The 26,466-nt window shown below is 59.7% G+C and carries 22 protein-coding genes and 3 pseudogenes; 12 read left to right on the top strand and 13 right to left on the bottom strand.

The features are described 5' to 3' along the window. Nucleotides 1-51: 51 nt before the first annotated feature. The 3 genes from IPP88_09120 to IPP88_09110 form a co-directional block, all read right to left on the bottom strand. Nucleotides 52-492 (bottom strand): glycine zipper 2TM domain-containing protein, encoded by a 441-nt coding sequence (locus tag IPP88_09120; protein MBL0122874.1) that lies wholly within the window; start codon nt 490-492, stop codon nt 52-54. A gap of 106 nt (nt 493-598) precedes the next feature. Then, a complete protein-coding gene (locus tag IPP88_09115; protein MBL0122873.1) occupies nt 599-814 on the bottom strand; it encodes a hypothetical protein in 216 nt (71 codons plus the stop codon). Between the two features lie 213 nt (nt 815-1,027). Continuing rightward, nucleotides 1,028-2,620 carry a CHASE3 domain-containing protein gene (locus tag IPP88_09110; GenBank protein ID MBL0122872.1) on the bottom strand — a complete coding sequence of 531 codons (1,593 nt, stop codon included), beginning with the start codon at nt 2,618-2,620 and terminating at the stop codon, nt 1,028-1,030. Between the two features lie 534 nt (nt 2,621-3,154). Here IPP88_09110 and IPP88_09105 point away from each other — a divergent pair. Together IPP88_09105 and IPP88_09100 are read left to right on the top strand one after the other, a co-directional pair. Next, nucleotides 3,155-3,373 carry a hypothetical protein gene (locus tag IPP88_09105; protein ID MBL0122871.1) on the top strand — a complete coding sequence of 73 codons (219 nt, stop codon included), beginning with the start codon at nt 3,155-3,157 and terminating at the stop codon, nt 3,371-3,373. A gap of 113 nt (nt 3,374-3,486) precedes the next feature. Next, nucleotides 3,487-4,479 carry a transglutaminase family protein gene (locus IPP88_09100; protein MBL0122870.1) on the top strand — a complete coding sequence of 331 codons (993 nt, stop codon included), beginning with the start codon at nt 3,487-3,489 and terminating at the stop codon, nt 4,477-4,479. A gap of 75 nt (nt 4,480-4,554) precedes the next feature. On the opposite strand, the gene IPP88_09095 is transcribed toward IPP88_09100, so the two are convergent. Genes IPP88_09095 through IPP88_09085 form a run of 3 tightly spaced genes read right to left on the bottom strand, consistent with a single transcriptional unit; the run spans nt 4,555 to nt 7,161 of the window. Continuing rightward, complete coding sequence (locus tag IPP88_09095; GenBank protein MBL0122869.1) at nt 4,555-5,157, bottom strand: MCE family protein; 603 nt, start codon at nt 5,155-5,157, stop codon at nt 4,555-4,557. Between the two features lie 34 nt (nt 5,158-5,191). Further along, nucleotides 5,192-6,046: an ATP-binding cassette domain-containing protein gene (locus IPP88_09090; protein ID MBL0122868.1), complete on the bottom strand. Its 855-nt coding sequence runs from the start codon at nt 6,044-6,046 to the stop codon at nt 5,192-5,194. Further along, the gene (locus IPP88_09085; GenBank protein ID MBL0122867.1) at nt 6,043-7,161 is read right to left on the bottom strand and encodes an MlaE family lipid ABC transporter permease subunit; all 1,119 of its coding nucleotides are present in this window, start codon (nt 7,159-7,161) and stop codon (nt 6,043-6,045) included. Before IPP88_09085 ends, IPP88_09090 begins: the two co-directional genes overlap by 4 nt. A gap of 494 nt (nt 7,162-7,655) precedes the next feature. Here IPP88_09085 and IPP88_09080 point away from each other — a divergent pair, with 494 nt between their 5' ends. Further along, complete coding sequence (locus IPP88_09080; GenBank protein MBL0122866.1) at nt 7,656-8,384, top strand: peptidase; 729 nt, start codon at nt 7,656-7,658, stop codon at nt 8,382-8,384. Between the two features lie 98 nt (nt 8,385-8,482). Continuing rightward, nucleotides 8,483-9,295 carry a transglutaminase family protein gene (locus IPP88_09075; protein ID MBL0122865.1) on the top strand — a complete coding sequence of 271 codons (813 nt, stop codon included), beginning with the start codon at nt 8,483-8,485 and terminating at the stop codon, nt 9,293-9,295. A 68-nt stretch (nt 9,296-9,363) separates the two neighbouring features. On the opposite strand, the gene IPP88_09070 is transcribed toward IPP88_09075, so the two are convergent. Both IPP88_09070 and IPP88_09065 read right to left on the bottom strand, forming a co-directional pair. Beyond that, nucleotides 9,364-10,209, bottom strand: coding sequence for a GGDEF domain-containing protein (locus tag IPP88_09070; GenBank protein ID MBL0122864.1), 846 nt, complete (start codon nt 10,207-10,209; stop codon nt 9,364-9,366). Nucleotides 10,210-10,448: 239 nt separating this feature from the next. After that, on the bottom strand, nt 10,449-10,862 hold the full coding sequence (locus IPP88_09065) for a hypothetical protein (GenBank protein MBL0122863.1): 414 nt from the start codon (nt 10,860-10,862) through the stop codon (nt 10,449-10,451). A 293-nt stretch (nt 10,863-11,155) separates the two neighbouring features. Between IPP88_09065 and IPP88_09060 the strand changes: the two genes are divergently transcribed. The 7 genes and pseudogenes from IPP88_09060 to cls all read left to right on the top strand — a co-directional run bounded on the left by IPP88_09060 (nt 11,156) and on the right by cls (nt 18,190). Further along, the gene (locus IPP88_09060; GenBank protein ID MBL0122862.1) at nt 11,156-12,250 is read left to right on the top strand and encodes an OmpA family protein; all 1,095 of its coding nucleotides are present in this window, start codon (nt 11,156-11,158) and stop codon (nt 12,248-12,250) included. A gap of 91 nt (nt 12,251-12,341) precedes the next feature. Next, nucleotides 12,342-13,121, top strand: a complete 780-nt coding sequence (locus IPP88_09055) for an alternative oxidase (protein ID MBL0122861.1) — start codon at nt 12,342-12,344, stop codon at nt 13,119-13,121. Between the two features lie 93 nt (nt 13,122-13,214). Continuing rightward, a complete protein-coding gene (locus IPP88_09050; protein MBL0122860.1) occupies nt 13,215-13,400 on the top strand; it encodes a hypothetical protein in 186 nt (61 codons plus the stop codon). Between the two features lie 340 nt (nt 13,401-13,740). After that, a complete protein-coding gene (locus IPP88_09045) occupies nt 13,741-13,899 on the top strand; it encodes a DUF3309 domain-containing protein (GenBank protein ID MBL0122859.1) in 159 nt (52 codons plus the stop codon). Between the two features lie 29 nt (nt 13,900-13,928). After that, nucleotides 13,929-15,260, top strand: a complete 1,332-nt coding sequence (locus tag IPP88_09040; GenBank protein MBL0122858.1) for a sorbosone dehydrogenase family protein — start codon at nt 13,929-13,931, stop codon at nt 15,258-15,260. Between the two features lie 164 nt (nt 15,261-15,424). After that, entirely contained in the window at nt 15,425-16,636 is a 1,212-nt protein-coding gene (locus tag IPP88_09035) for a PHB depolymerase family esterase (GenBank protein MBL0122857.1), read from the top strand. A gap of 160 nt (nt 16,637-16,796) precedes the next feature. Further along, a pseudogene (gene cls, locus IPP88_09030) lies at nt 16,797-18,190 on the top strand (cardiolipin synthase). A 17-nt stretch (nt 18,191-18,207) separates the two neighbouring features. Here cls and IPP88_09025 read toward each other — a convergent pair. Beyond that, nucleotides 18,208-18,393: a hypothetical protein gene (locus IPP88_09025; GenBank protein ID MBL0122856.1), complete on the bottom strand. Its 186-nt coding sequence runs from the start codon at nt 18,391-18,393 to the stop codon at nt 18,208-18,210. Nucleotides 18,394-18,500: 107 nt separating this feature from the next. Here IPP88_09025 and IPP88_09020 point away from each other — a divergent pair, with 107 nt between their 5' ends. Next, nucleotides 18,501-19,205 carry a hypothetical protein gene (locus tag IPP88_09020; GenBank protein ID MBL0122855.1) on the top strand — a complete coding sequence of 235 codons (705 nt, stop codon included), beginning with the start codon at nt 18,501-18,503 and terminating at the stop codon, nt 19,203-19,205. A gap of 8 nt (nt 19,206-19,213) precedes the next feature. Here IPP88_09020 and IPP88_09015 read toward each other — a convergent pair whose 3' ends face one another. The 4 genes and pseudogenes from IPP88_09015 to IPP88_09000 form a co-directional block, all read right to left on the bottom strand. Next, nucleotides 19,214-20,305: a response regulator gene (locus IPP88_09015; protein MBL0122854.1), complete on the bottom strand. Its 1,092-nt coding sequence runs from the start codon at nt 20,303-20,305 to the stop codon at nt 19,214-19,216. Between the two features lie 15 nt (nt 20,306-20,320). After that, nucleotides 20,321-22,406, bottom strand: a pseudogene (locus IPP88_09010) (PAS domain S-box protein). Between the two features lie 786 nt (nt 22,407-23,192). After that, nucleotides 23,193-23,672, bottom strand: a pseudogene (locus IPP88_09005) (PAS domain S-box protein). A gap of 455 nt (nt 23,673-24,127) precedes the next feature. After that, nucleotides 24,128-26,443: a PAS domain S-box protein gene (locus IPP88_09000; GenBank protein ID MBL0122853.1), complete on the bottom strand. Its 2,316-nt coding sequence runs from the start codon at nt 26,441-26,443 to the stop codon at nt 24,128-24,130. Between the last annotated feature and the right edge of the window lie 23 nt (nt 26,444-26,466).

Raw genomic sequence — 26,466 nt, 5'->3', positions numbered from 1 at the left:
GCCCGATTGAAAATTCGTTGCGTCCGATTGACTCGCGACGGTCACGGTTGACTAGCCACGAAACACGCGTCCATCTTCGATGCGCACACGATCACCGTTGCGAAAATCGCGCGGGCCGTCCTGCGAGTAAGTCACCTGGGTGCCGTTGTCGAGGCGTACCCGCACGATGATGCGATCGCCGGTGTTCTGATTCTTTTCGACTTCATTGCCGATCACGGCGCCGCCCGCCGCACCGACAACGGTTGCCGCGGTATTTCCGCGACCACTACCGACTTGATGTCCGAGTACGCCGCCGATGATGCCGCCGACGATGGCGCCACCACCCGTGCTACCGCCGCGGCCTTCTCCATAGCCCACGTCTTCCACATAGCCATACTGGACACTGCGTTGCGAAACGTGGCGGGTGTAGTTGGGGCTGCTGTCACCGCGCGTCGCGCAAGCGCCCAGCATCAGGGTCGTTGCGATCATCGCGGAAATGGTGAGTTGCTTCATCTTGATTCATCCTTGGTGGGTTGATGTCGATTCGGAGGCTGCCGGTCAACCGGCAGGCCATGCCCGAATGTGGTTCGTGTGACGAGGCAGTGCCGGCGCCACGGCGCTAGTACCAGTCCATTTCTTCCTTGCCCATGGCCTGGGCATCGAATCCGTTGTCCATCAGGTACGCCGTCGCGGCAGCGGCCAATTCCATCAATGACACTGCAACGACCAGTTTCCCGATCAGCGTAACCATGGGGTCTGCCGTGATCACCAGCGCCGCAATCGCAGCGAACAGCGTGATGCCAGCGAAGATCGCCAGATACTGCATGTTCTTCATGTTGTGCCCTTGCGGATGGATGAGTCCATGCAGCCATCGTAAGGCGTGATGTCAGGCGCCGTTATCGGACGAGCATCTGATTTGATGTAGGACTATTGCGGACGCGATATGCAGTCCGGCAGCCATGCAGTCACGGGCAAACTCCAGCGCTGGCGCGGCGTTTCCGCCATTTGTGCTTGAAACGCCGCGCCAGTGCTGGAGTTTTGGTGGCTTTCAGCCCTCCGGATGGTCGCCGAGAGACGCCGATTTCCGGCGATCCATGACGGCCGCGTTGGGCGTGCTGTCCACCAGCGGAAAGGTCGCGGTGAGCGTGGTCCCGCATCCTGCGTCGCCGCGGATATCGAACGACCCGCCGAGTGCGACGATGCGTTCGCGCATGCCAAGTAAACCGTGCGAGATGGCGCGATGCTGCTTGGTGGCGTCAAGGCCAACGCCATCGTCACCGAGAAGCAGCGTCCAGTGCGAGCCATTGCGCGCCAGCGCGATCGTCACGTGTTTGGCCTTGGCGTACTTCATGACATTGGTCAGCGCTTCCTGGCAAATGCGATACAGGGCCGTGGACTGCGCGGAAGTCAGTTCCAGCTCGCCCTCCGGCAGCGAAATCACGCACTCACAACCGGCACGCTCGGAAAACTGCTCGGTCATCGAACGCAACGCGGCTTCGAAACCAAGATTGTCGAGCAGGGTCGGCCGCAAATTCTCAATGAGGCGGCGAATGAATTTAACGGCGCTATCGATGGACACGAGCGCCCGCTGCAGGCGGGCGACTGATTTTTCATCGCTGCGCTTGGCGGCTGCGTCGCGGCCCATGATGATGTCCATCTTGATGGCGGACAAGGTGCCGCCGAGTTCGTCATGCAGGTCGCGGGCAATCGTGCGGCGCTCATCTTCCTGCACACGCAGCAGATGCACGGATAGCGCGCGCAGCTCCGTGGTGCGCAGCTCTGCCTCGGCGACGGACACTGCCCGGCGTTCGCTTTGCCGCACCACCTCTGCCGCCTCGCGCTCGCCCTCTCGCATAGCCGCTTCCGCCGCCTCGCGTTCATCGCTTCGCACCACCTCTGCCGCCTCGCGCTCATCGTGCCGCACGACCTCCGCCGCCTCGCGCTCACCCTGCTGCACCAGGTCCGCTTTATCTCGAACCGCCTCGCGGGCCATGCCGCGCATGATGGTCACTGAACTCGCCAATATCATCAAGGCGTTGATGAAGAGGATCACTGCAAAGCCCCAGCGCACCGCCAGCTGGATGTCGGCGCCATCGCGCGTTCGGTGCACACGCAACTTGTCTTCCTCGACCAGAAAGAGCGAGATTTCTCGCGCGATCTCCTCCATCATTTTCTTGCCCCGATCGCTGTTCACCAGGGCAAGCGCGGCATCCCGGCGTCCCATATGCTGAACGGCGATGGTTTCGTTTTGCAGGTTGATTCTTGCGTTCGCCAACGCAAGCACATGCTCGACCCGCTTTTGTTGAGCAGGGTTGTCCGCGGTTTGTTCGCGCAACCGGGCGAGTTTCGAGGTGATCTGGCCATCGTTGTCGTTTAGCCGTTCCAGGTAGTCTTCCCGCTGCGTGTACAGGAACCCCCGTTGCGCGCTCTCGTCGCTGTACAAAAGCGATTGCACACTCAGGATCTCCGTCATCAGATCGCGCGAATGCTCGGCCCATCCCCGCGCTTCCTCGAGTTTGGCAATCCCGCGGTCCACCGCCAGCAAGGCGGCGAGGTTGACAAGTAACGCCAGCGCCAGTAGTGCCAGACCCAGACGTGACAGCAGTTTTTCGTAGAGGGCGTCAAACAGGCGGCGTAGCATGAGTGGGAACCTTGTTGGGTGGCGGAAAAGAACGTTGCAAACGTATGGCAGGAAATGACGGGGAGCGGGAATAAGGCTTATGCGCAGCCAAGCCGCGCGGTGGCGAGCAATTTGACTATACACCGCAGCTTCCGCTGCAAAGGACAGCGAAACACAAACGGCGCGAAGTGTCCTCACCTCAAGTCCGTGTCCATGAATCGCGACCGTCAGTGAAGTTTATAGGCCCGGATTGCGTCAGCGCTTCGGACATTTGCCGAATGCGCTGTCAGACAAATGCTGACAAGCGTATCGATGGATCATCCTGGCCTGCGACCCGAAAGCTCGCCCCCGTAACACAAAAGGCGACCGACATCAGTCAGTGGCCGAGCTGTGTTGGCCACGTCCGCAATCGTCCTACATCACGTCACTCGCTTGTCCGATAACGCGCGACCCGCACGCGTCCTAAGATGGCCTTGTCGAACAATTGATCGCGTAAGCAAACGGCGGTGCCATCGTACGCAGAGTACGCGGGGCACCCGATAAAGGGATGCAAAAATGAAACCACTCGCCGCAGTCTTCGCCGCAATTACGTTCCTCGCCGTCCTGCTGGGATTCATGATCGATGTGATTCCCATCCTCGCCCTGTGCGGGAAGATCGCCGCTGGCGTTGCGCTGGTTGGATTTGCGATCACCTCGATAGTCGCCATGGAAGAAGCCACGAAAGAAGAACCGGCCCCGTCTTTTGAATTCGACGCGGACGCTGCTCACGCTTAAAACCCCATTTAGCCCGATGTGCCGGTGACCGTCCGGCACGTGCGTGGCAGAAGATTTTGCAAAAAGTCCCGGTCGCGCATCGGTAACCCACCCCAAGGAAGACGGAGCTAAAAATGGTTCGCATGGAGTATCAAGTCAAGTTGCAGTACGAAGCGCAAGGCCCATGCGATTTCGTGTTTAACATCTGTGCCGCGCGGACACGCTCGCAGCGGGTGCTGCATGAAACGTTGACGGTGGAAGGCGCCACGCCGTCGTACGCGTTCACCGATCCCATGACCGCCAATCGCATCAATCGGATGTATACCGATGGCGGACCGCTGACGGTTCGCTACCGCGGCAGTGTCGAACTCGATCACGTCTTTGGCGATCCCGCGACGATCGAAGAGCGATCGATTCGTACGTTGCCGTCAGAAGTGCTTCCATATGTTCTGCCCAGCCGCTACTGCCCGTCCGACAAAATGCGCAGTCTCGCCATGGCGATGTTTGGCAATATCCCGCCAGGTTACGGACGTGTCGCGGCGATTTGCGAATGGGTCACGCAGCATGTTCGCTTCAAGTCCGGTGCGTCCGATGCGACCACCTGCGCGCTGCAAACTTTTGATTCGCGGGTGGGCGTTTGCCGTGACTACGCGCATCTGATGATCGCCATTTGCCGTGCACTGAATATACCGGCGCGCTACGTCACGGGCGTCGACTACGGCGCGGACCCCGCGCTTGGCCCCACCGATTTTCACGCCTACGTCGAAGTGTTTCTCGGCCAGCGCTGGTATCTGTTTGACGCAACCGGCATGACGCCCGTGATGGGCCTGATTCGCATCGGCACGGGTCGCGATGCCGCGGACGTTTCATTTGCGACACTGTTCGGCAATATACGATGCGCGCGGCCCGTGTTGGGAATCGAAATGATCTCCCGCGACGAAGCGGAATTCGAACCTGCGGCGAGCATGCAAAAGGCGGTCTCGACCGCCAACGGCAGCTTGTATTACCATGCGCCGCAGGCTGTGCCTGAGACCCCGCGGGTATCCCTGCCAATGCCATTGCCAATACCCGGCCCGTGGGCGATCCGGCCCGCAACAAATATTCCCCACGCACCGCACTTTGCCTGACCACGCTCGCGCTACGGATCAGGCGCCCCGGTGCCTGTGCCCGCGGCGCGCCCCGTGCCCGGCGAAACTTCCGCGCTAGTTCTTCACCTCGCCGCTTGCTGGCTGCTTGTCCTTTTCCGGCCGGCGCAGCAAGAGTGAAGGGTTGTCTTTCACCTTGCTGGTAAACCCGCTGACATCGTTCAACACCTTCTTCGCCTGGTCTTCGATGGCCGAGAATTTCTCGACCACGCGGGGCAACTGATCGACCACGGTGGCAAGGCTGCTCTTTTCCGACGCGATGACCGGCACCTCTCCCGCTGGGGTGGTGGCGAGCAGCAATTCGGCTTTGGGATTTCCGCCATTGAGTTCAATGAACATGGCGCCGGTGACACCTTTCAGTTTGAGCGTCGCCCGGGTATCGGTCTTGACCGGCGCATCCTTGCGGACGCTGACATTGACCAGGACCAGTCGCGGGTCGGCCGGATCCAGCACCATCGACTTGACGTTGCCCACGTCGACGCCACGGTACTTGACCGACTCGCCCAGTGCCAGGCCGCTCACGGATTCGGTGAAGCGGACGTCGTAACGCACATCATCGCGCCGCTCTGAACCGGCCAGCCAGACGAAAGCCGTCGCGATACCGGCTGCCAGCAAGATGATGAATAGTCCCGCGATGAAATAGCGTTTATCCGTTTCCATATGTTGTCCTTTGTATCCTTTGTATCCTTTGTACCTATCGCTTTACGTTGGCGGTGGCGGCGCGTTCAGCCTTTGCCACCTTCGCCAACATTGGCGCCGGTGTAACTGCGGCGGTTCTTGAGGCCATCGCTGCTTTCGCGGCGGTCACGCGCGCGCCCGACAGGAACGCGTGAACCCCCGGCTGTTTGGCGCGCAACATTCTTGCCGGTGTATCCACGGTGATTTTTCCATCGGCCAGCACCGCCACCCGATCGCAGACGCTGAACAGGGTATTGAGATCGTGGGTCACCACGACCACAGTCACTCCCAGCGTTTCGTTCAATAGCCGGATGAGTTGATCGATGCCGTCGGCAGCCGTCGGGTCGAGACCGGAAGTGGGCTCGTCCAGCAGTAGCACGCGTGGATCGAGCGCCAATGCACGGGCCAGCGCGGCACGCTTGATCATGCCACCGGAAAGGGCAGACGGAAATTTCGCGCGGGCGTCGGCATCAAGCCCGGCGAGCGCAAGTTTCACCGCGGCCAGCGCTTCTTGTTCGATCTCTGTCAGCAGCGTATGTTCACGCATCGGCAGCATGACGTTTTCTGCGACAGTCAGCGAGGTGAAAAGCGCGCCCTGCTGGAACAGCATGCCCATGAAGGCTGCGCGTTCCGCGGGCAACAGACTCTCCACCGTCCGCCCACCCGCCAGTACCTTGCCCGCCTGCGGCGTGTGCAACCCGGCCAGCGTGCGCAGCAACACTGATTTTCCGGAACCCGATCCGCCGGCGATGCCGAGCACTTCGCCGGCCACGATATCGAGATCAAGCTTGTCGTGTACCGTCTGCTTGCCAAAGCGATTGACGATGCCGCGCGCGGACATGATGTGGCCATTCCCGTTCGCGTTCTTCATATTCCGACCTTCTCGAAGAAGATCGAGAACAGGGCGTCCAGCACGATGACCAGGAAAATGGATTTCACCACTGCACGCGTGGTTTCCACCCCGACGCTCTCGGCCGAACCCGTGACCTTGAGGCCGTGCATGCAGCCGACCACGGTGATGATCACTGCAAACACCGGCGCCTTGATCAGGCCGGCGAACAGGTCGCTGCTGTCGATGGCTTCGCGTACCCGCGGCAGATATTGTGCGAACGAGACATCGAGCAATGTGTACGAAATCACCGCGCCGCCGAGCAGGCCCATGGCATCCGCGAAGAAAGTCAGCAACGGCAATGTGAGGAAGAGCGCAATCAGACGCGGCGCGACCAGCAGTTGCATCGGGTCGAGGCCCATGACTTTCAATGCGTCGATCTCTTCGCCCGCCTGCATCACGCCGATCTCGGCGGCAAACGCCGCGCCCGAGCGCCCGGCAACCAGAATGGCCGTGATCAGCACCGCCATCTCGCGCAGCACCGACACCGACACCAGATTGATGGTGAGATCCTGCCCGCCATAGGGCCGCAACTGCGCGACACCCTGATAAGCGATGACAATGCTGATCATCACCGCCAGCAGTCCCACGATCGGCAACGCCTTCACGCCGGTCTCCATGATGTGGTGCGCGATTGCCGGCATCCGCACGCTGGCCGGGTGCCGCAGCAATTGGCCGATCGACGCGGCGGCGCGACCCGTGAAATCGACAAATTCGACGAGGTCACGCAGCGTTGCCGCACCCGCGCGGCCGAGGCCGATGATGAATGTACGCAGGGCATTGACGCGACGCGTCACGTCAGGCGGCGCGCGGTCCAGACCGGCGATGAGCTTGACGAGCTTGCGATGTTCCGCGCTGAGGCCGACCAATGTGTCGCCACGCTCCTGCCACGCGCAGAGCAACAGCGCGCCTGCCGTGTCGAGCGCGGTCAGGGCGGAGAGATCGATGCGATGCTTGCCGGTACTGGCGGCGGTCGAGAAGGTGCGCCGAGCGTCTGCCGTGGTCGCGGCATCGAGGCTGCCGGCTAACGCGGCGCGGCCTTCGTCCAACGTGACGGTGAGGCGAGACGACGGTGATCGTGTAGTGATTGAAGACATGGACAAGTGGAAATCGGTGCTTCGTGCACTCGCGGCAAATGGACCTGGCTCAGCCTAACAGGCCCTTCCAAACGCGTTTGTAGGCGCGCGTTCCGCGCGCGTGTAGGACAAACACATTACCGTGCGCATCTGGCCGAGATCAAAAGTAAAACACTAGAACTGGCGCGGCGTTTCAGGCGTTAATCGTCTGGAAAGCCCGCCAGATGGTGAGTTTGGCTGTCGAGAACTTCCGCGCAGCACGACTGCTGGAAACGTCCCGCCTTGTGAGGCACCCGGAACCACTGCATGGCCGTTGTGTACGCCACCGCACAGCACATCACCTATAAAAGCGGTACAAGTACTTACTTTCCCGCTACGGGTCGAATGATCGACTTCCACACCCGACGCGTCGGGGTGCAATCCGTTTTGGCGGCAAACCATGGACTTGCCCCGCGGTCAGGCAGAGCAAAACCGCGTCATCAAGAAGGGTGTCGATTGGACAAAAGGCGTCACGCATGACCTACTGCATTGGCGTAATGCTTGAAAGCGGGATTGTTTTCGCCTCGGACTCGCGTACCAACGCCGGCGTGGACAATATTGCCAAGTTCTGCAAGATGACGGTATTCGAGCGTCCGGGCGATCGCGTCATCGTATTGCTGAGTTCCGGCAATCTCGCCGGCACACAGGCCGTGATTGGCGTGTTGAACCAGCGTTGCGCGGCCAGCGACTCGCCGCCGAACCTGTGGAGCGCACAGACAATGTTCGACGTCGCGATGCTGGTCGCGGACGCGATGCGCGATATCGAGCGGCGCGATGGTGAATACCTCGAGCGCAGCGAGATCAGTTTCAATGCCTCGTTTATCGTCGGTGGACAGATCCGCGGCGAGCCAATGCGGCTGTTCCGCATCTATGCCGAGGGAAATTTCATCGAGGCCGGCATCGATACCCCTTATTTGCAGACCGGTGAAACCAAGTATGGCAAGCCGATTATCGACCGCGTTATTTCGCGCGCCACACTCCTTGCGGACGCCGTGAAGTGCGTGCTGGTGTCATTCGATTCGACCATGCGCAGCAACTTGTCGGTGGGCATGCCGATCGACCTTATTTGCTACGAACTGGATTCCCTTGAAGTGCGGAAGCGTCGCCGCTTCGACCATGGAGACGCCTATTTCACCGCCCTCAGCCGCGAGTGGGGTGAAGGGACACGCCAGGTGTTTCGGCACTTGCCCGAACTTGCCTGGTAGGCGACCGTGACGATCGACATCTTTCACACTAACGATATTTTCACCCGTTACATTGCCGGCCACGCGCGATCCTCACCGCCAGATTCAGGAGACTCATGATGCAAATACGTGTTGGCTTTGAAATGATTTATGACTGCCCGCAGCCCACGCCCATGATTCTGAATCTGAACGTCCACTCGACACGGGTCTCCGACCTCGTCGGTAGCGACGAGTTGATGATTGATCCTCGGGTGCCTAGATCGGGCTATCGCGACAGCTTCGGCAATTGGTGTACACGCATCGTGGCGCCGGAAGGCCGCACACGCGTCTCGGCGGATGCGATCCTCAACGATAGCGGCATCCCCGACGTGGTCATGCCTCAGGCAAAACAGATTCCGGTGCCGGACTTGCCCGAGGAAACCTTGCTGTTCCTGCTCGGCAGCCGGTATTGCGAAACCGATCGCCTGTCCGAAATTGCGTGGAATCTGTTTGGGCAAACACCAAATGGATGGGACCGCGTCCAGGCGATCTGCGATTATGTCCACCGGCATATCACCTTCGGGTATGAAAATGCGCGCATGACGCGTTCAGCGCTTGAGGCCTATTACGACAGAACCGGCGTGTGTCGCGACTATGCGCACCTGGCAGTGGCGTTCTGCCGGTGCATGAATATTCCGGCACGTTACTGCACCGGCTACCTCGGTGATATCGGCATGCCCCCACCCTATGGCACGATGGACTTCGCCGCGTGGTTTGAGGCGTATCTTGATGGCTGCTGGTACACCTTCGACGCGCGCAATAACACGCCGCGCATCGGCCGGGTGTTGATCGCACGCGGCCGCGACGCGAGCGACGTCGCAATCAGCACCACGTTTGGCCCGAATAAACTGGCGAGCTTCAGGGTGTGGACGGACGAAGTGCTGGCAGGGTAAGTGCGGGTTGCATGCGGAGCAATTCAGTCCGCGTGCCGTGGCCAGTTCATGGTCGCGGCGTCGCGGCGTCACTGCGCAAATGCGTATCCCGTCTGATCCTGTTTGGCCTGGTACATCGCCGTATCCGCGCGCTCAATCAACGCCTCCACCGTGGTGCCGTCCCGCGGGAAGATCGCAATTCCAATACTGGCCCTGACGCTCGGGCTGACAGTACCCTCACCGGCAATGACGTCGCAAGGAACCTGAATTGACTTGATGATCTTCTCGGCGACCTGTGTAACATCCCGCACGTCTCCCGTCTCCATGAGCAGGTACAGGAACTCGTCGCCGCCCATGCGGCTCATCGTGTCCGCACGGCGAGTATGTTCCTTCAGGCGTCCTGCAATCGTTTGCAGGACGCTGTCGCCGACCGCATGCCCGTACGAATCATTGACTTCCTTGAATTTGTCCAGATCCACGAACATCACGGCCAGATTCCAGCCGTGGCGCGTTGCCTGCGCGAGAGCATGTTCCAGGCGATCATTGAACAGGGCGCGATTCGGCAACCCCGTCAACTCATCGTGGAAGGCCGCGTGCCAGGCCGCGTCTTTCTGTTCGGTCACCTCGGCCAATTGACGTTCGAGGTCGTGGCGTTCGGTGATCTCGGCGGCCAGCGCCAGATTCACCACCGCCAGTTCGTCGGACGCGACTTGCACCTTGTCTTCAATGACCTCGCTTTTTTCGAGGGCAATTTCAATGCCGGGCAGGCGTTCGCCGTCCGCGAGCTCCTGCTTGAGATCCAGATTGACTGTCGAGAGCTCCACGGCACACTCTTCCACCAGGTCCTTGACGCGTTCGCTTTGACCCAGCACTTTCGTCAGCGCCTTGGCGGGCGCGTTGTCATTTGGCAGCTCTTTACCTTGATCGATTTTCATATGCCTGCATTGGTTCGTGAATGGGGGGCATGGAAGTGTTTGCGGCAATTATGCGGTGAGGATGCCTGCATGCTCCACGACCGTGTACGTACAGGTCTGTGCGGCGGCGCACAGTGTATGCCGGGACCCGTCCATCGAATTTTCGTGTGGGTACGCTTGCTGCGACGACTAGCCATGAATTTCCGATGTGAGCGGTACAGACATCCGCACCTCTCGCACGACTACTCCCACGGATCGCGTTACTTGAAGGTGTACTCCGCCACGACCCTGTTGCGCCGAATCGAGAGATTGTGCGGGGTCATGCCCGGGATGTCCGGCAGCAACTTGCGCATCGGCTTGTAAAGCGCGCGCCCGGTGCGATAGTCAAAACATAACAAACCGCTATTTCGGGCACACCCACCTGAAGGTTGTTGGCGTCCAATGGCTGCGCTGGCAGGCGTGTCGTATGTTTGGTGCTCGGCACGTGCGCGGCGCGACAGTTCCTTTGCCGGCTGCAGGCCCTTTGCTGCTTGCTGGATCATCTCCGGGGTGATGGTGATGGGCATGTTGTTCCGCGGCGGCGCCTCGGCAATGGCATTCGTTGCCGCTGCCATCAGCGCCAGGGCGAGCAGGAACGGGGCAAGCCATGATACGGGCAGAAATTTTGTGCACATGATGCCGCTCCTTGTCCGGCTTCGCGATGCATAAGCGCAAGTGGGAAACCTATGTGCTCACGATAGCAATAGAGGCTGCTAACGCGCGTAGGTGCAAACCCTCACCCGCACTACAGGGTTTCGGCGAAGGACAAAAGAGCGGAGGTGCACAAACCGATTTGCCACGCCATTGCGCAGATGTCCTACCTCCTTAGTGCCCGTTGTCCGATACGGGCGCGCCTTGAAATCCCGAATCATGCAAACACGATGTCTGTAACGCGCTTTCCAATCACTTTCCACCAACCGAGGTCAACATGAAGCACACCAAGAAAATGAAGAAATTCTCCACCGCTGTCGCGTTGCTGGGCTGCGCGGTATCCGCGGGCGCCATGGCGCAAAGTAGCGGGTACGACAGGTCATCCGGTCTTTCCTACAATCCGTCCTGGTATGTCGCGCCGAGCATCAGCGCGAGTCATCCCGACGCAAAGTTCGGCAGCGATCATCACGGTGAGGGCTTGGGCCTGCGTGTCGGCAAGGCCATCTCACCGTCCTGGGATATTCAGTTCGGGCCGACCTATTCACGCCAGCGTTTCGCCGGCACGCGCTATCAGCAGAACACCCTGGGTGTCGATGCTCTGTACATGTTCTCGCGCGAGCGTTTCCGTCCGTTTGTGCTGGTCGGCGCCGGCGCGGAATACGACAAGGTTAACCGCGGCAATTTCCGGGCCGACGATACGTCGCCTTATGTGAACGCGGGCGTTGGCTTCCAATATGCCTTCGGCGAACAGTGGGGCATGCAGGCCGATGTGCGGCGCGCGCACAGCTATCTGCGCGGTAACGAATTCGGATTTGATCGGGCCAACACTAATACGCTTACGGTTGGTTTGACTTACACCTTTGGCAAGCGCAGGGCACTGGCACCCGCCGTCAGCTTGGCGCCCACTCCAGTGGTGCCGATGCAAACCGCCGTTGTGCCGGCGCCGCCGCCCGTTGTGCCCACACCCGTGCCGACACCCGCGCCGCCGCGTTTCGAGCGCTATACGCTGTCGTCAACCGAGCTGTTTGAGTTCGACAGCGCGGTACTGCGGATGCCGCAACCCAAACTGGATGAAACGGTCGACGTGATGAGCAGCAATGCCCAGGTAACCAACGTCACCATTACCGGCCACACCGATCGTATCGGCAGTCCACAATACAATCAGAAACTGTCCGAGCGTCGTGCCGATGCGGTCAAGGGTTATTTGACCACCAAGGGTATTGCGGCAAGTCGCTTGAATACCGTCGGCAAGGGCGAGAGCACGCCGGTTGTCACGTGCACGAACAAGAAGCGTTCTGACCTCATCATCTGCCTGGAGCCGAATCGGCGCGTTGAAGTCGAGCAAATCGTTATCGAGCGCCGCATACCCTGACGCGGGCGCAATCGTCGAGAAGCCAGCCTGACGGCTGGTTTTTCCACTTTCAAATACAGGATGAGAATCCTGCTCACCGGGAAATTGCCAAATGCCAAATTACGAAGTGGATGAAAAATCAGATCGCCTGACCCGCGAAAAAGGGCAGCGCGATGAGCCAGGACCGCATCATGTACCAACAGGTTTTTCCGACCGATTTGCGCTCACCGTCACCAAATTGCTTCGATTCGGCGCAGACCTTTTGTTTGCGAAACGCTACGGCCACCGCGCGATTGTCCTTGAAACGGTCGCGGCGGTACCCGGCATGGTTGGTGCGACGATCCAGCATCTCAACAGCCTGCGCCGCATGGTCGATGACGAAGGCTGGATCCGCACCCTGATGGAAGAAGCCGAGAATGAGCGCATGCACCTGATGACCTTCGTTGCGATCGCCAGGCCAACGGTGTTTGAGCGACTGGTCGTCCTTTTTGCGCAGTGGATTTTCTACGCCGGCTTCTTCCTCTTGTATCTGGTTTCGTCACGAACGGCGCACCGTGTCGTCGGCTATTTCGAGGAAGAGGCGGTCCTCAGCTATACGCTGTATCTTGCGGAAATCGACGCGGGCCGCGTGGCCAACGTTCCCGCCCCCGCCATTGCAAAGCGCTATTGGAAGTTGCCTGCTGAGGCGACGCTGCGCGATGTGGTGCTCGTGGTGCGCGCCGATGAAGCGCATCACCGTGACGTCAATCATGGATTTGCCAGCGAATTGGCGGGCGATGCGGTAAATCACGCGCATGACGCTTCGTATACCCAGCACGATGATAGATTCCTGTCCGCGCAACCCGCTGCAAGCGAACCAAGTAGCGCGGTGCCCCTCGGGCGCACGCTGTAAGGCCCACACCTACGTCAGGATGCGGTTGCTGCTGATATCCGGCGTACGCGCGCTCCAGCATCATGGGTACTCAAATTCTGCCATGAGCACCCTATGAACTCCATATCCTGCCTCGCCGCCAACGCGCAAAAATCGAGTTGCCTGTTGTCGGAACTGCGCCACCGCCCTTTCGACGATCTTGGCGTGACACAACATCTGTATGCAATGTTGCAGGGTATGCGCGAGTCCGGCCACCTGAATTTGCCGCCGCCAACAATTGTTCGTTCACGCTTGGGCTAAATGCGCGCTGATCGGTGTCAGTGTGCGTCGGAAAACGTGCTTCCCTTGAGCGTTGTCGACCACCGGTGCACACAAGTGTCATTCCTACAGCAGATCCGGCAAATCTCCTACGTCGCTTGCTGACTCAAAGCGGCACAATTTCTTCCATTCCATTCTTTGGATCAACCATGGACCCGCTCAATTTCGTACCCGTTTTTGACCTGGCGCATGCACCGCCCACGCCCTGTCAGAATTGGTCGTTGCCACACGGAAAGTGTCACACGCGTGATTGGCGGGTCGTCAAAGTGGCATTCACGTCAGCCAATCACATTCACAGCACCACCCCTTAAAGGAGAAACACATGGGCATAGGAACCATACTGTTGATCATTCTGATCCTGATGCTGATCGGCGCTATTCCAAGCTGGCCACATAGCAAGGGCTGGGGCTATGGACCCAGCGGCGGATTGGGGTTAGTGGTCATCATCCTGATCATCCTGTTGTTGATGGGAAGACTTTGACGCGAGGCACGGGCGGAGGCACAGGCGTTATGGTCAAGCGGGCGCAAACACGCTCCTTCGCGGCGTTGTTTGCCCTCCTGATGCTGGCGCTGACTGCCTGTGCCGAGGTTGCCACGTTGCCTGTCTCCGCCGGCTTCGGACCGCAGCCCACGCTGCCTCCTCCCCAGCGGTCGCTGATTCCCACCGTAAATATCGCGCCCGCCATCGGTTGGCCGTCTGGCATGAAGCCATCGGCGGCGCCCGGCACGAGTGTGGCTGCGTTCGCCAGCGGGCTAAACCACCCGCGGTGGCTGTTAGTGCTGCCCAACGGCGATGTGCTGGTGGCCGAGGCCAATGCTCCGCCCAAACCCGAAGACACGAAAGGGTTGAAGGGTTGGTTGATGGGCCTTGTGATGAAGAAAGCGGGCGCGGCGGTGCCCAGCGCCAACCGTATCACGCTATTGCGCGATACCAAAGGTGGTGGCGTGGCGGACCAGCGCTCGGTGTTTCTCGATGGCCTGCACTCACCGTTCGGCATGGCGCTCGTCGGCAATGACCTGTATGTGGCCAATTCCGATGCGATACTGCGATTTCCCTATGCCAACGGCGACATTCGTATCACGGTGCCCGGTGTCAAGGTGGTTGACTTGCCCGCCGGACCGATTAACCATCACTGGACCAAAAATCTCATCGCGAACAAGGACGGCACCAAGCTCTACGTGACGGTGGGCTCGAACAGCAACGTGGGCGAACGCGGCATGGCGGCGGAAGCCGGGCGCGCCGCCATCTGGGAGGTGGACACCACCAACGGCACGCATCACGTCTTTGCGTCGGGCCTGCGCAACCCGAATGGCCTTGCGTGGGAACCCTTCAGCGGCGCGCTGTGGACCGTGGTGAATGAGCGCGACGAACTCGGCAGCGACCTGGTTCCCGACTACATGACGTCGGTACGCGATGGCGGTTTTTACGGTTGGCCCTACAGTTATTTTGGCCAGCACATTGACGAGCGGGTGACGCCCCGGCGGCCCGATCTGGTGGCCAGCGCGATCGTACCGGACTATGCGCTAGGTCCGCATACCGCCTCGCTGGGCCTGGCTGCTTCAACGGGCACTACGTTGCCCGGCATGTTCGCCAACGGCATGTTCATCGGCCAGCATGGCTCGTGGAACCGCCGGCCGCACAGCGGCTACAAGGTGATCTTCGTGCCCTTCGAAAGCGGCAAGCCTTCCAGTGACACGCCGGTCGATGTGCTGACAGGATTTCTCAGTGATGACGGCAATGCCTTCGGCCGGCCGGTCGGTGTGGCGCTAGACAAGCGGGGCGCATTGCTGGTGGCCGATGACGTCGGCAATGTGATCTGGCGCGTGAGCGCGCAGCCTTGATCACGCAACAATGAACACACCGGGATGAATGCGCCGAGATGAACTGGATTCGCAAAGCCACCCTGGCAATCAGGCGTGTGCTGACCGGTGCGACGGTCACCCGCGCTGCAACGACGAACATCAACACGCCCGGCGACGCCACGGAACGGGCTGCAACTGCGCCGATGCGGCAAGAGTCGACAATACTGATTGGTGGCGGCGCGGGGATCGAATCGGGCGCGTTCCCGCCTGCCAGCGTCGTGCAATCCACCGACCTGGCGTTCGATACAGAGATGAGTCTACCCACCACCGCGGCACCGGTCTTTGTCGAATTGCCGCCGATCGATTGGCCGGCAGATGCGCAGCAAGCGCCATTGCCCCTTGCCCTTGTTGACGAGAAGCCCAGGGTGACGTTCGGGATCGGACCCGGCGAATTCACGCATGGCGTATACACATACTTCTTGCAAACACGACGCTACAAGCTTTTCACGCCGCCCGGCCACGCCGGTCGTCAATTGCCATTGGTCGTCATGCTGCACGGCTGCAATCAGGATCCCGATGATTTCGCCCGCGGCACAGGCATGAACGACCGCGCGAGAGAGCAGGGCTTCTTCGTGCTGTACCCGGAGCAATCGCCATTCGCCAACGCATCGCGATGCTGGAACTGGTTCATGCGAGAACATCAGCAGCGCGGCGGTGGCGAACCTGCGTTGCTGGCCAGCATGACGCAACAGATGATTGAAGAACATGATATCGACCCAAGCCGCGTCTACATCGCCGGCCTGTCGGCGGGCGGCGCCATGGCTGCAATCGTCGCAACGGCATACCCGGAACTATTTTCGGCCGCCGGTGTTCACTCCGGACTGGCGCCTGGTGCGGCGAGCAATGTATTTGAAGCGCTTTCGGCGATGAAAAGCGGTAGCGCCGCGCCGTATGGAAGTGAAGGAAGTGAAATTGCAAACGCCGTCGCGGCCAATGTTGGGGCCATGCCTACTATCGTGTTCCACGGTGATCTGGACCATACTGTTCACTCCCGAAATGGCGAGCAGGTGATCGAGGCAGCGCTTGGTCGTTCGGCCATGGCGGGCGCGGTGGACGCGGCAGGCAATATAGGCGATCGCCAAATATCCGCATTGCTGGCGGATAACCCACAGATGGAGCATGGCGAGTCGGCGCGTGGACAGCGTTACACCCGTTTCACCCATCACGACGTGCAGGGCCACATTGCGGCCGAGTACTGGCAGTTGCATGGCGCGGGACACGCGTGGTCTGGCGGCAACGCCGAGGGTTCATACACGGATCCCAGCGGGCCCGACGCGACACGTGAAATGTTACGATTTTTTTTCGCGCATCCGGCCCCCGCGGAGAGTCTCGCCATGCAAAACGCCGCTGAATAGAGACATGCGGACAAATTGCCTGTAGGAGCCGTCCGACGTGCCTTGCGGGGTTTCGCCGCTATCCGCGGCCCAGCCTGCGCACTATTCTCAATGCAGTTACTCAATTGTGAACCAGGAGAAAGCCGTGCGAGCTGTAGTTTGCAATCCGTCCACGTGGTCGATGTGGTCCACTTGGCTGCGCGTTTCGATGGCGGCCCCTGCGGCAATGATTGCCGGCCTGTCGGGTTGCGCATCGCTACCGCAATTGTCGCCCGACATGCTGCCGTCCTCGACGCAAGCCGCCAAAATGGAAGGCGCGCACGGTCCCTTGTCGTTCCGCCAGAGCAAAGCCATTCTGGCGGGCCTCAGCAATCGTAGCGAGGAAACCGGGATCTTCGAACGCCATCTGGCCGTTGAAGAGGCGATCGCCGGCAGTCCCCTGATGGTGAGCAACAAGACCACGCTTTTTCAGGACGGCGAGTCAACCTACGCGGCCATGTTCAAGACCATCGCCGCTGCCAAGGACAATATCAATATCGAAACCTACATCATCGAAGACGATGAAATGGGCAAGAAATTCTCCGATGCGCTGATCGAGAAGCAGAATAAGGGTGTACCGGTTGTGATGATCTATGACAGCGTCGGGTCGCTGAATACGCCCAGGGAATTCTTCCAGCGCCTCAAGGACAGTGGCATCAAGGTACTGGAATTCAATCCCATCAATCCGCTTGAGGGCAAGAAAGGCTGGCAAGTAAACCAGCGCGACCACCGGAAACTTTTGATCGTTGACGGTCAGAGTGCGTTTCTCGGTGGTGTGAACATCAGCAGTGTTTACTCCAGCGGGTCGTCAGGAAAACTCACGCCGGACGGCAAGAAGGAAATCAAGACACCGTGGCGCGATACCCATCTGCTGGTGGAGGGCCCGGTGGTGGCCGAGTTCCAGAAACTGTTCATGGAAACCTGGAACAAGCAGAAGGGGGAAGCCCTGCCAGACAGGAAATACTTTCCGCCACCGATGCAAAAAGGCAAGGAAGTGGTTCGTGCGATCGGCAGCTCCTCCGACGCGGGTGGCGGCCAGATGTATAACACCTGGTCTCGGCCATCAACAGCGCGGAAACATCGGTATACCTCACCAACGCCTACTTTGCGCCGGACAAGCACATCATGGATGCGCTCAAGGACGCAGTGGGCCGCGGAGTCGATGTCAAGATTATCCTGCCCAGCAAATCAGACTCGGCGCTGGTTTACTTCGCCGGTCGCTCGTTCTACAGCGAGCTGCTTGGTGCCGGCGTGAAAATTTTTGAACGGCGTGAATTGCTGCTGCATGCCAAGACCGCGCTGATCGACGGCGTATGGTCGACCATCGGGTCAACCAATCTCGATTGGCGGAGTTTCCTGCATAACGACGAAATCAATGCGGTTGTACTCAGTCCGGATTTCGGCACGCAGATGAATACGATGTTCGACAAAGACCTGGCCGAGTCAGAACAAATCACGCTTGAATCATGGCGTGATCGCTCGCTGGTCATGCGTGTCAAGGAACAAGCAGCGCGAATCTGGATCTACTGGCTTTAGGAATGCGAAATGAAGTTCTATCGGGATAGGCAAGACATGGTCAATAGCGGAACGGAAGAAAACTTGATGCAACCCCAGCGCGCATCGGCGGCCCCTGGTGTTCTGTTGATGCTGGTGGCAATAGGTTTCTGGCTCATGATCGGTCTCACGGCCGCCGCGGCGATACCTGCCGCCAGCGTGGGCACCGGCAATGGGTTGGCCATGCACGCGCGCCACGATGCATTGCGGGACCAGCTGGCCACGAACGTTTTTAATCGCCCCTTGATACTTGAGTCCAGCCAAACGTCCAACGACGTGAAAGGCGATATTTTTGCCGTGGTCCCGTACCTTCCTCATCGAGAAAGTAAGCGCGGCACTTTCCGCCCCTCAGGGCTGGTGCGAAATCCTCATCCTGCATTTGAATACCAAGTATTGCGGCATCGCGGGCGAACAGCAGGGAACGAATCTGCTGATGAACGTGGGGAAAAAAATCGACCAGCCATTGGACCAATCGTATCGCCTCACCTTTGCATGGCTGCTTACCGACCGGAAACCCGACTATCTGCGCGTGCTGTTAAGCGCCGATACCGGCCCGCTGAGTACGCACGACTATCGCATTTTGCTCGAAGCGGTACCAGTGGAAAATGGCACGACATTCCTGCGTCTTTCCTATTCATACGGATTTGGCCTGACGGGAAAGCTGGCGATGCTGGCGTATCTGGGTACTGCCGGGCGCAACAAGGTCGGCTTTTCGATATCGGGTACCGGGACGGACGGCCAGCCGACATATATTGATGGCATGCGCGGGCAGCAGGAACGCAATACGATGCGCTACTACCTCGCCATTGAGTCGTTTCTGGGCGCACCTCCCACGCCGGACGGCATGCAGTTCGAGAAACGCATCAACGACTGGTTCAATGCGAGCGAGCGCTATCCCCGGCAGCTGCATGAATTGGACCTCGCTGAATACCTGGGGATGAAACGCAAGGAATACCGCCGGCAGCAAATGGGTGAAAAGGCCGCCGCACCTGGTTAAGTACGACACTAGCCATATCGGCTATTCAGAAACCACGTGTGCATCATTCCCTTGCCCTTGACGTCGATCGTGCCGCGCTCGGTGAGCGCAAATGGTTCACCCAACCGTTGCCGCGTGGCATCCGTTACCTGGATTCTTCCGGGCACGCCGTGAGATTCCATGCGGCTCGCGGTATTGACCACATCGCCCCATAAGTCGTACAGGAATTTGCGCTTGCCAATCACACCGGCCACCGCGGAGCCGGTGTCCATGCCGATGCGCACCGTCAACTTGTAGGGGTTTTCCGCATTGAAACGGGCCATGGCGTCCATCATGTCCAGCGCCATGTGTGCCGCACGGCTTGTGTGATCGGCCACGGGTACCGGTATTCCCGCGGCGACCATATAGGAATCGCCGATGGTCTTGATTTTCTCGAGGCCGCGTTCATCGGCGATGCGGTCAAACCGGGAAAAAATGTCGTTTAGTACACCGAGCAGGACCTCGACGCTCACCCCTTCTGAAAATTTCGTGAACTCGACGATGTCCGCAAACAATACCGTGACCTCCGAAAAGGTATCGGCAATCACTTCGGTCAAGCCATCGGCGGTGACTTCGGGGCGTTCTTTCAGGCGGTCGGCAATGGATCGGGGAAGTACATTCAACAGGAGCAGTTCCGACACTTTCTGTTCCGACAAAACGCGCTCGTAAAGATTTCTGGTTTCCAGGTGCAACAGGCGAACTTCCAGCATGTTGTGCACGCGCAATTTCACCTCGGCAAGGTCGAATGGCTTGCTGATGAAATCCTTCGCGCCAGCGTCCAGTGCGCGCAGTTTGTGTTGCGGCTGCGCGGTAAGCACCAGGACCGGAAGATACCCGTCTGTTTCAATCTCCTTCAGACCTTCCATCACCTCGAATCCATCCATGCCGGGCATCTGCAGGTCGAGCAGGATCAGGTCGTAGCGGTTCTGCGCGTGAAGCGCGCAGACCTCGCGGGGATCCATGGTGGACGTGACGCAAGCATAGCCGGCGCCGCGCAGCGTGTGGATCAGCAGCATGACATTCGCCTCCTGATCATCGACGATGAGGATTCTGGCGTTGAGAACGTCGGTGGGACGGATCATTTGCGTTACCGCGGATTATTGGTGCGGGGCGGCGTTCTTTTCGGCGAATTCCAGCGCCACATTCAGCGCACCCATGAATTCGTTGACGTTGATCGGCTTGGTGAGATAGCGGAAAAAACCTGCCTGCAAACCCTTCTTGATGTCACCAGGCATGGCATTGGCGCTGATGGCCAGCACCGGGATATGCGCGGTACGGGGATCCTCGCGCAGAATTTTCAACGCCTGAATACCGCTGATTCCGGGCAGGTTGATGTCCATCAGGATCACCTCCGGCTGGTGTTCGCGCGCAAGCTCGATGCCCAGATTCCCATCCGTGGCGGTCAACAGGTGCAATTCGGGACGGCGCGCGATGAGTTGCTCGACCAGCGTCAGGTTGGCCGGATTGTCCTCGACATAGAGCAGGGTATGTCGCGGTGCATCCTGCGGTATTCGCGGCGGGGTAACCGTCGTGGACAGGGCTCTCTCCACCACAAGTTGCGGCGCCGTCGCCGTGCTTAGTTCAAACCAGAACACGCTTCCCTTCCCGACCGCGCTGTCCACGCCGATTACGCCGCCCATCAACTCAACCAGCCGCTTGCTGACAACCAGGCCGATGCCGGTGCCTTCCTCCGTGCTGCTTTCTTGCCCGAGACGGTTGAACGGCTGAAACAGCTGCATCAATTTTTCGGGAGCTAACCCGGCACCGGAGTCGCGGACACTGATCCGTGTGCGAGCCGGCGTACTCACGGAGCAGTCCACTACCACCGTTCCGTCCGGAAGGTTGTACTTGACCGCGTTGAACAGCAGATTGATCAGCACCTGTTTCAGCCGGGTCCGGTCGGCATGCACAAAACTCGGATGGTCGAACCCGGGAAAGGTCAGTTTGATGCCGCGCTTTTGCCCTTGCGGCTCCATCATCGCCTGGCATTCAAACATCACCTCTTCCAGCGACACGGGTTCTGCCGACAGCGACAGCTTTCCGGACTCGATGACGGCCAGATCGAGGATCTCGTTGATCAGCTCCAGCAAATACCAGCCCGCATGCAGAATCTGGTCAATGCTCGCTTTCTGCGAGGGCGTTGCCGGAGGTGTGTCGGAATCCATCAGCTGGGCGAAACCGAGGATCGCGTTCAGCGGTGAGCGCAACTCGTGGCTCATGCTGGACAGAAAATCCGATTTGGCAAGGTTGGCCTTTTCCGCCACGAACTTCGCATTCTCCAGTTGAACGTTCGTTTCCTGCAGGGCCTGGTCGAGGAGTTTGCGTTCCGATACGTCGCGCGCGGCGGCGAATACACCCTGGAGCCGACGGTCGCGATCGTAGAACGTGGTCGCGTTGAAGGAAACCACCGTCTCCTTGCTGTCCCTCGCCCTTGCGGTGAGTTCATAGTCCGTGACCTTCTTTTTGCTCAGCACCAGCTTGATGCTCGCCTCGGCCTGGTCCGGGTCGGTGAAGTAGCCCTTGAACGGCGCCCCGATCAGCTCGTCGCGCGTGCAGCCGGTGAGCGCCTCCATCTGCTTGTTGACGTCGGTGATGATGCCCTGACGGATCGGTGGTCATGATCGCGTCGATGTTGGATTCGATGAGCGAGCGTGTGTAAAACTGCTGGTCGCGCAGCCGCTGATCGAGCCGCTTCTGTTCCGCTTCGACCTGCTTGCGCGCGGTGTTGTCGGTGCCGATCAGCAGGTAGCCGATGATGGCGTCCTGCGCGTCGCGCAGCGCCGTGACGGATACGATGGCCGGAAAGCGGCTACCGTCCTTGCGGATGTAGGTCAGTTCGTAAATATCTTCAATCCCGCGCGAGGCCTTGAACACCAATGCCTCGAAGCCAGGCGTGATTGGCGTCCCGAGCTCAATACTCAATGCCTTGGCGCGCGCGATCACTTCCTGCGGATCCGAAATGTCGGCCGGGGTGATCTTGTTCATCACGTCGGCGGCGGCGTAGCCCAGCATGCGCTCGGCGCCGACGTTGAAGATCTGGATGACGCCCTTCTCATCGGTGGCGATGCTGGAGAAATTGGCGCTGTTGAAAATCGCGCTCTGCAAGGCGCCGGCCTTGAGCAGAGCCTCTTCCGCCTGCTTGCGCGCGGTGTTGTCGGTACCGATCAGCAGGTAGCCGATGATGGCGTCCTGGGCGTCGCGCAGCGCCGTGACCGAGACCACCGCCGGAAAGCGGCTGCCGTCCTTGCGGATGTAGGTCAGCTCGTAAATGTCCTCGATGCCGCGCGAAGCCTTGAACACCAGCGCCTCGAAGCCCGGCGTAATCGGCGTTCCCAGCTCAACACTCAATGCCTTGGCCCGCGCGATCACTTCCTGTGGATCAGAAATATCGGCCGGCGTGATCTTGTTCATCACGTCGGCGGCGGCAAAGCCCAGCATGCGTTCCGCGCCGACGTTGAAGATCTGGATGACGCCCTTGGCGTCGGTGGCGATGCTGGAGAAGTTGGCGCTGTTGAAAATCGCGCTCTGCAGGGCGCCGGCCTTGAGCAGCGCTTCTTCGGCCTGCTTGCGCGCGGTGTTGTCGGTGCCGATCAGCAGGTAGCCGATGATGGCGTCCTGCGCGTCGCGCAGCGCCGTGACCGACACCACCGCCGGGAAGCGGCTGCCATCCTTGCGGATGTAGGTCAGCTCGTAAATATCCTCGATGCCGCGCGAAGCCTTGAACACCAAGGCCTCGAAGCCCGGCGTGATCGGTGTTGAAAGTTCTACGCTCAGGGCGCTGGCGCGCGCGATCACTTCCTGCGGGTCGGAGATGTCGGCGGGCGTGATCTTGTTCATCACGTCGGCGGCGGCGTAGCCCAGCATTCGCTCCGCGCCAACGTTGAAAATCTGGATCACGCCCTTGGCGTCGGTGGCGATACTGGAAAAGTTGGCGCTGTTGAAAATCGCGCTCTGCAGCGCGCCGGCCTTGAGCAGCGCTTCCTCCGCCTGCTTGCGGGCGGTGTTGTCGGTACCGATCAGCAGGTAGCCGATGATGGCGTCCTGCGCGTCCCGCAGCGCCGTGACCGACACCACGGCGGGGAAGCGGCTGCCGTCCTTTCGGATGTAGGTCAGCTCGTAAATGTCTTCAATGCCGCGCGCGGCCTTGAACACCAGCGCCTCGAAGCCCGGCTGAATCGGCGTGGATAGTTCAAGACTCAACGCCTTCGCGCGGGCCACGACTTCCTGCGGGTCCGAAATGTCGGCGGGCGTAATCTTGTTCATCACGTCGGCGGCCGCATAGCCCAGCATGCGCTCCGCGCCAACGTTGAAGATCTGGATGACACCTTTCTCGTCGGTGGCGATGCTCGAGAAATTGACGCTGTTGAAAATCGCGTTCTGCAACGCGCCGGTTTTCAACAGCGCCTCCTGGCGCCGGACCTCGGTGATGGCCTCCGCCATGCCCGCCATGGTGCCGGCAGGGTTGGAAAGAGCGGGATCGGGATCGCGGGTTGTTGCGGGCATTGCCTACCTCTTTTAGTGCGCGTAGTCGTCAGGTGTATCGCGAGGCCGGAGACGTGGGCAGCAACTCACCCGACTGGCCGTTCATCCCCGGTTGTGCAAGAAGCGTATTGCTTCACGTGCAGGCACCGTGGCAATTTGTGTTTGATGATGAAAGACGAATTGAGCGCCCATTGCCATCATAGTGAGACGCCTGTTGGTATCTGTACGTTGCCGTACATATGGTGGGGATATTTCGTGGTGCCATTCATGGTGCATTGAGTAATGCGGTGAATTCGGCTGGCCCTGCCATCTTTGACAGCAAACACAAGCACTGGCGCGGCTTGTAGCGGCAAAATGTCCCAAACGCCGCTCCAGTGCTTGTGTTTGTCAAGTGGGGGCGTCTGTCTATTTCTGTTCGGCACCTACGTGTCCTGGCGGTTGCCAGAGTTCTTCCCGGCGAATTCCAGCGCCACATCCAGCGCGGCCATGAATTCATTGACGTTGATCGGTTTGGTGAGATAACGGATGAATCCCGCCTGCAAACCTTTCTGGATATCGCCTGGCATCGCATTGGCACTGATCGCCAGCACGGGAATGTGCGCCGTACGCGGATCTTCGCGCAGAATTTTCAGCGCATCGATGCCGCTAATACCCGGCAGATTGATGTCCATCAGGATAAGCTCAGGTTGGTTGGTGCGCGCGCACTGGACGCCGAGCTCGCCGCTAATCGCCGTCAGCAGGCGCATATCGGAGCGGCGCGCAATGAGCTGCTCGACCAATTTCAGGTTGGCGGGGTTGTCCTCGACATAAAGCAGTGTGTGCACGGGCGCTCCTGGCGGGCTTTGTGCCGGCGCGATCGCGACGGACTTGGCATGATCGACCGCCAGCCGGGGCAATGCCGCCGAGCCCAGCTCGAACCAGAACACACTTCCGGTGCCGACGGTGCTTTCCACCCCGATTACGCCGCCCATCAGCTCGACGATTCGCTTGTTCATCACCAGGCCAATGCCGGTGCCCTCCTCGGCGCTGGTTTCCTGCCCGAGCCGGTTAAACGGCTGAAAGAGTTGCGCCAGTTTTTCCGGGGCCAATCCCGAGCCGGTATCGCGGATGCTGATGCGCATGCGTGCCGGCGTCATCATGACGCAGTCAATCGAGACGGTTCCGTCCCGGTGGTTGTACTTGATCGCGTTGGACAGAAAGTTGATGAGTACCTGCTTCAGCCGAGTCCGATCGGCATGCACAAAGCAAGGCGTGTCGACTTGGGAAAAGTCAAGTTTGACGCCGCGCCGTTGCGCTTGCGGTTCGATCATGGCGTGACATTCGCCCATGACGTCGGCCAGCGCCACCGGCTCGAGCGATAGCGACAGCCTGCCGGATTCAATCGCCGCCAGATCGAGAATCTCGTTGATCAATTCCAGCAGGTACCAACCCGCCTGAAGAATCTGGTCGATGCTCGACTTTTGTGTTGGCGTGGGCGGCGGAGCATCGGAGTCCATCAATTGGGCGAAACCGAGGATCGCGTTGAGCGGGGAGCGAAGCTCATGGCTCATGTTGGACAGGAAATCCGATTTGGCGAGATTGGCCTTTTCCGCCATGGACTTTGCGCTTTGCAACTCCAGGTTCCTGTCCTGAAGCGCCTGATTGAGGAAGGCACGCTCCACCTCAACCTGTTTGCGCGTGGTGATATCACGCAAGATGCCGGTGAAGTAACGTTTGCCGCCCAGCTGCATTTCGCTGACGGCAATTTCCAGTGGAAAAACACTGCCGTCCTTGCGCTGGCCCATGACCTCGCGTCCGAGCCCGACGGCACGCGCCTCATCGCTCGCCAGGTAGTAGTCGAGTGAATCATTGCGCTGGTCCTGATTGAGTTCAGGTATCAGCCGGCTGAAATCCTGTCCGATGAGTTCTGCTTCGGTGTAAGCGAACATTCGTTCGACCGCCGGGTTGGCTTTTTCGATGATTCCGCCACCGGCACGAATGGTGATGATGGCGTCAGCCACCGTGTTAAGGATGGCCTGAATCTGCGCGGCGCTGTCGCGCAACGCGTGCTGCACCGCATATTCCTTCGTGACGTCGCGGAATATCAATACCGCACCGACCACCCGGCCGTCGCGGTCGCGAATGGGCGCGCAACTATCGGCGATCGGGCACTCGCTGCCATCGCGGGCTATTAGCACCGTGTGGTTGGCGAGGCCCTGTATGGTGCCATCGGCCAGGGTCTGCGCGATCGGAATGGTGGCAGGTGCGCGGGTTTCCTGGTTGATGATGCGAAACACTTCATCGACCGGGTGCCCGGTCGCTTCCGCGAGCGTCCAGCCGGTGAGCGCTTCCGCGAGCGGATTCATTAACGTCATGCGTCCCTCGGCATCGGTGGCGATCACGGCGTCGCCGATGCAGTTGAGGGTGACGGCGAGCTTTTCCTCGCTGATCTGCAGCGTGGCATTGGCCTGTTGCAGTTGTTTGTTCGTCTGCGCTTCCACCTCAAGCAAACGCATTGTTTGCACATGCACCAGATTCTTGAGCCGCTGCTTTGATTCGCGATGGACGAGGAAGGCAAATGAAACGGCCAATAGAAGTGTAAACAGGCTGGCGCCAACAAGGGCGACAAATAGCAGTCGCAGATTCGATTGGAACTCCTCGTCGTGCACCTTCCGCGCGCCTTCCTCGATCTGGACGAAGCCCTTCATCTCGGCGCGTATTGAATCCATGGTGCGTTTGCCCTGACCGCTGGCTACCATTGCGAGCGCGGCAGCCACGTCAT

It is taken from the genome of Betaproteobacteria bacterium, assembly GCA_016720925.1.
Taxonomy (GTDB): domain Bacteria; phylum Pseudomonadota; class Gammaproteobacteria; order Burkholderiales; family Usitatibacteraceae; genus UKL13-2.
This window is presented reverse-complemented; position numbering and strand designations above follow the sequence as displayed.

Coding starts and splice junctions, on each gene's coding strand:
- IPP88_09050 (MBL0122860.1), top strand. CDS start 13,215: ATGAACTCCATATCCTGCCTCGCCGCCAACGCGCAAAAATCGAGTTGC.
- IPP88_09025 (MBL0122856.1), bottom strand. CDS start 18,393: ATGGCCAACCCATTGCCGGTGCCCACGCTGGCGGCAGGTATCGCCGCG.
- IPP88_09075 (MBL0122865.1), top strand. CDS start 8,483: ATGCAAATACGTGTTGGCTTTGAAATGATTTATGACTGCCCGCAGCCC.
- IPP88_09060 (MBL0122862.1), top strand. CDS start 11,156: ATGAAGCACACCAAGAAAATGAAGAAATTCTCCACCGCTGTCGCGTTG.
- IPP88_09045 (MBL0122859.1), top strand. CDS start 13,741: ATGGGCATAGGAACCATACTGTTGATCATTCTGATCCTGATGCTGATC.
- IPP88_09105 (MBL0122871.1), top strand. CDS start 3,155: ATGAAACCACTCGCCGCAGTCTTCGCCGCAATTACGTTCCTCGCCGTC.
- IPP88_09095 (MBL0122869.1), bottom strand. CDS start 5,157: ATGGAAACGGATAAACGCTATTTCATCGCGGGACTATTCATCATCTTG.
- IPP88_09000 (MBL0122853.1), bottom strand. CDS start 26,443: ATGGTAGCCAGCGGTCAGGGCAAACGCACCATGGATTCAATACGCGCC.
- IPP88_09090 (MBL0122868.1), bottom strand. CDS start 6,046: ATGAAGAACGCGAACGGGAATGGCCACATCATGTCCGCGCGCGGCATC.
- IPP88_09085 (MBL0122867.1), bottom strand. CDS start 7,161: ATGTCTTCAATCACTACACGATCACCGTCGTCTCGCCTCACCGTCACG.
- IPP88_09110 (MBL0122872.1), bottom strand. CDS start 2,620: ATGCTACGCCGCCTGTTTGACGCCCTCTACGAAAAACTGCTGTCACGT.
- IPP88_09080 (MBL0122866.1), top strand. CDS start 7,656: ATGACCTACTGCATTGGCGTAATGCTTGAAAGCGGGATTGTTTTCGCC.
- IPP88_09035 (MBL0122857.1), top strand. CDS start 15,425: ATGCGGCAAGAGTCGACAATACTGATTGGTGGCGGCGCGGGGATCGAA.
- IPP88_09040 (MBL0122858.1), top strand. CDS start 13,929: ATGGTCAAGCGGGCGCAAACACGCTCCTTCGCGGCGTTGTTTGCCCTC.
- IPP88_09100 (MBL0122870.1), top strand. CDS start 3,487: ATGGTTCGCATGGAGTATCAAGTCAAGTTGCAGTACGAAGCGCAAGGC.
- IPP88_09115 (MBL0122873.1), bottom strand. CDS start 814: ATGAAGAACATGCAGTATCTGGCGATCTTCGCTGGCATCACGCTGTTC.
- IPP88_09065 (MBL0122863.1), bottom strand. CDS start 10,862: ATGTGCACAAAATTTCTGCCCGTATCATGGCTTGCCCCGTTCCTGCTC.
- IPP88_09070 (MBL0122864.1), bottom strand. CDS start 10,209: ATGAAAATCGATCAAGGTAAAGAGCTGCCAAATGACAACGCGCCCGCC.
- IPP88_09120 (MBL0122874.1), bottom strand. CDS start 492: ATGAAGCAACTCACCATTTCCGCGATGATCGCAACGACCCTGATGCTG.
- IPP88_09055 (MBL0122861.1), top strand. CDS start 12,342: ATGCCAAATTACGAAGTGGATGAAAAATCAGATCGCCTGACCCGCGAA.
- IPP88_09015 (MBL0122854.1), bottom strand. CDS start 20,305: ATGATCCGTCCCACCGACGTTCTCAACGCCAGAATCCTCATCGTCGAT.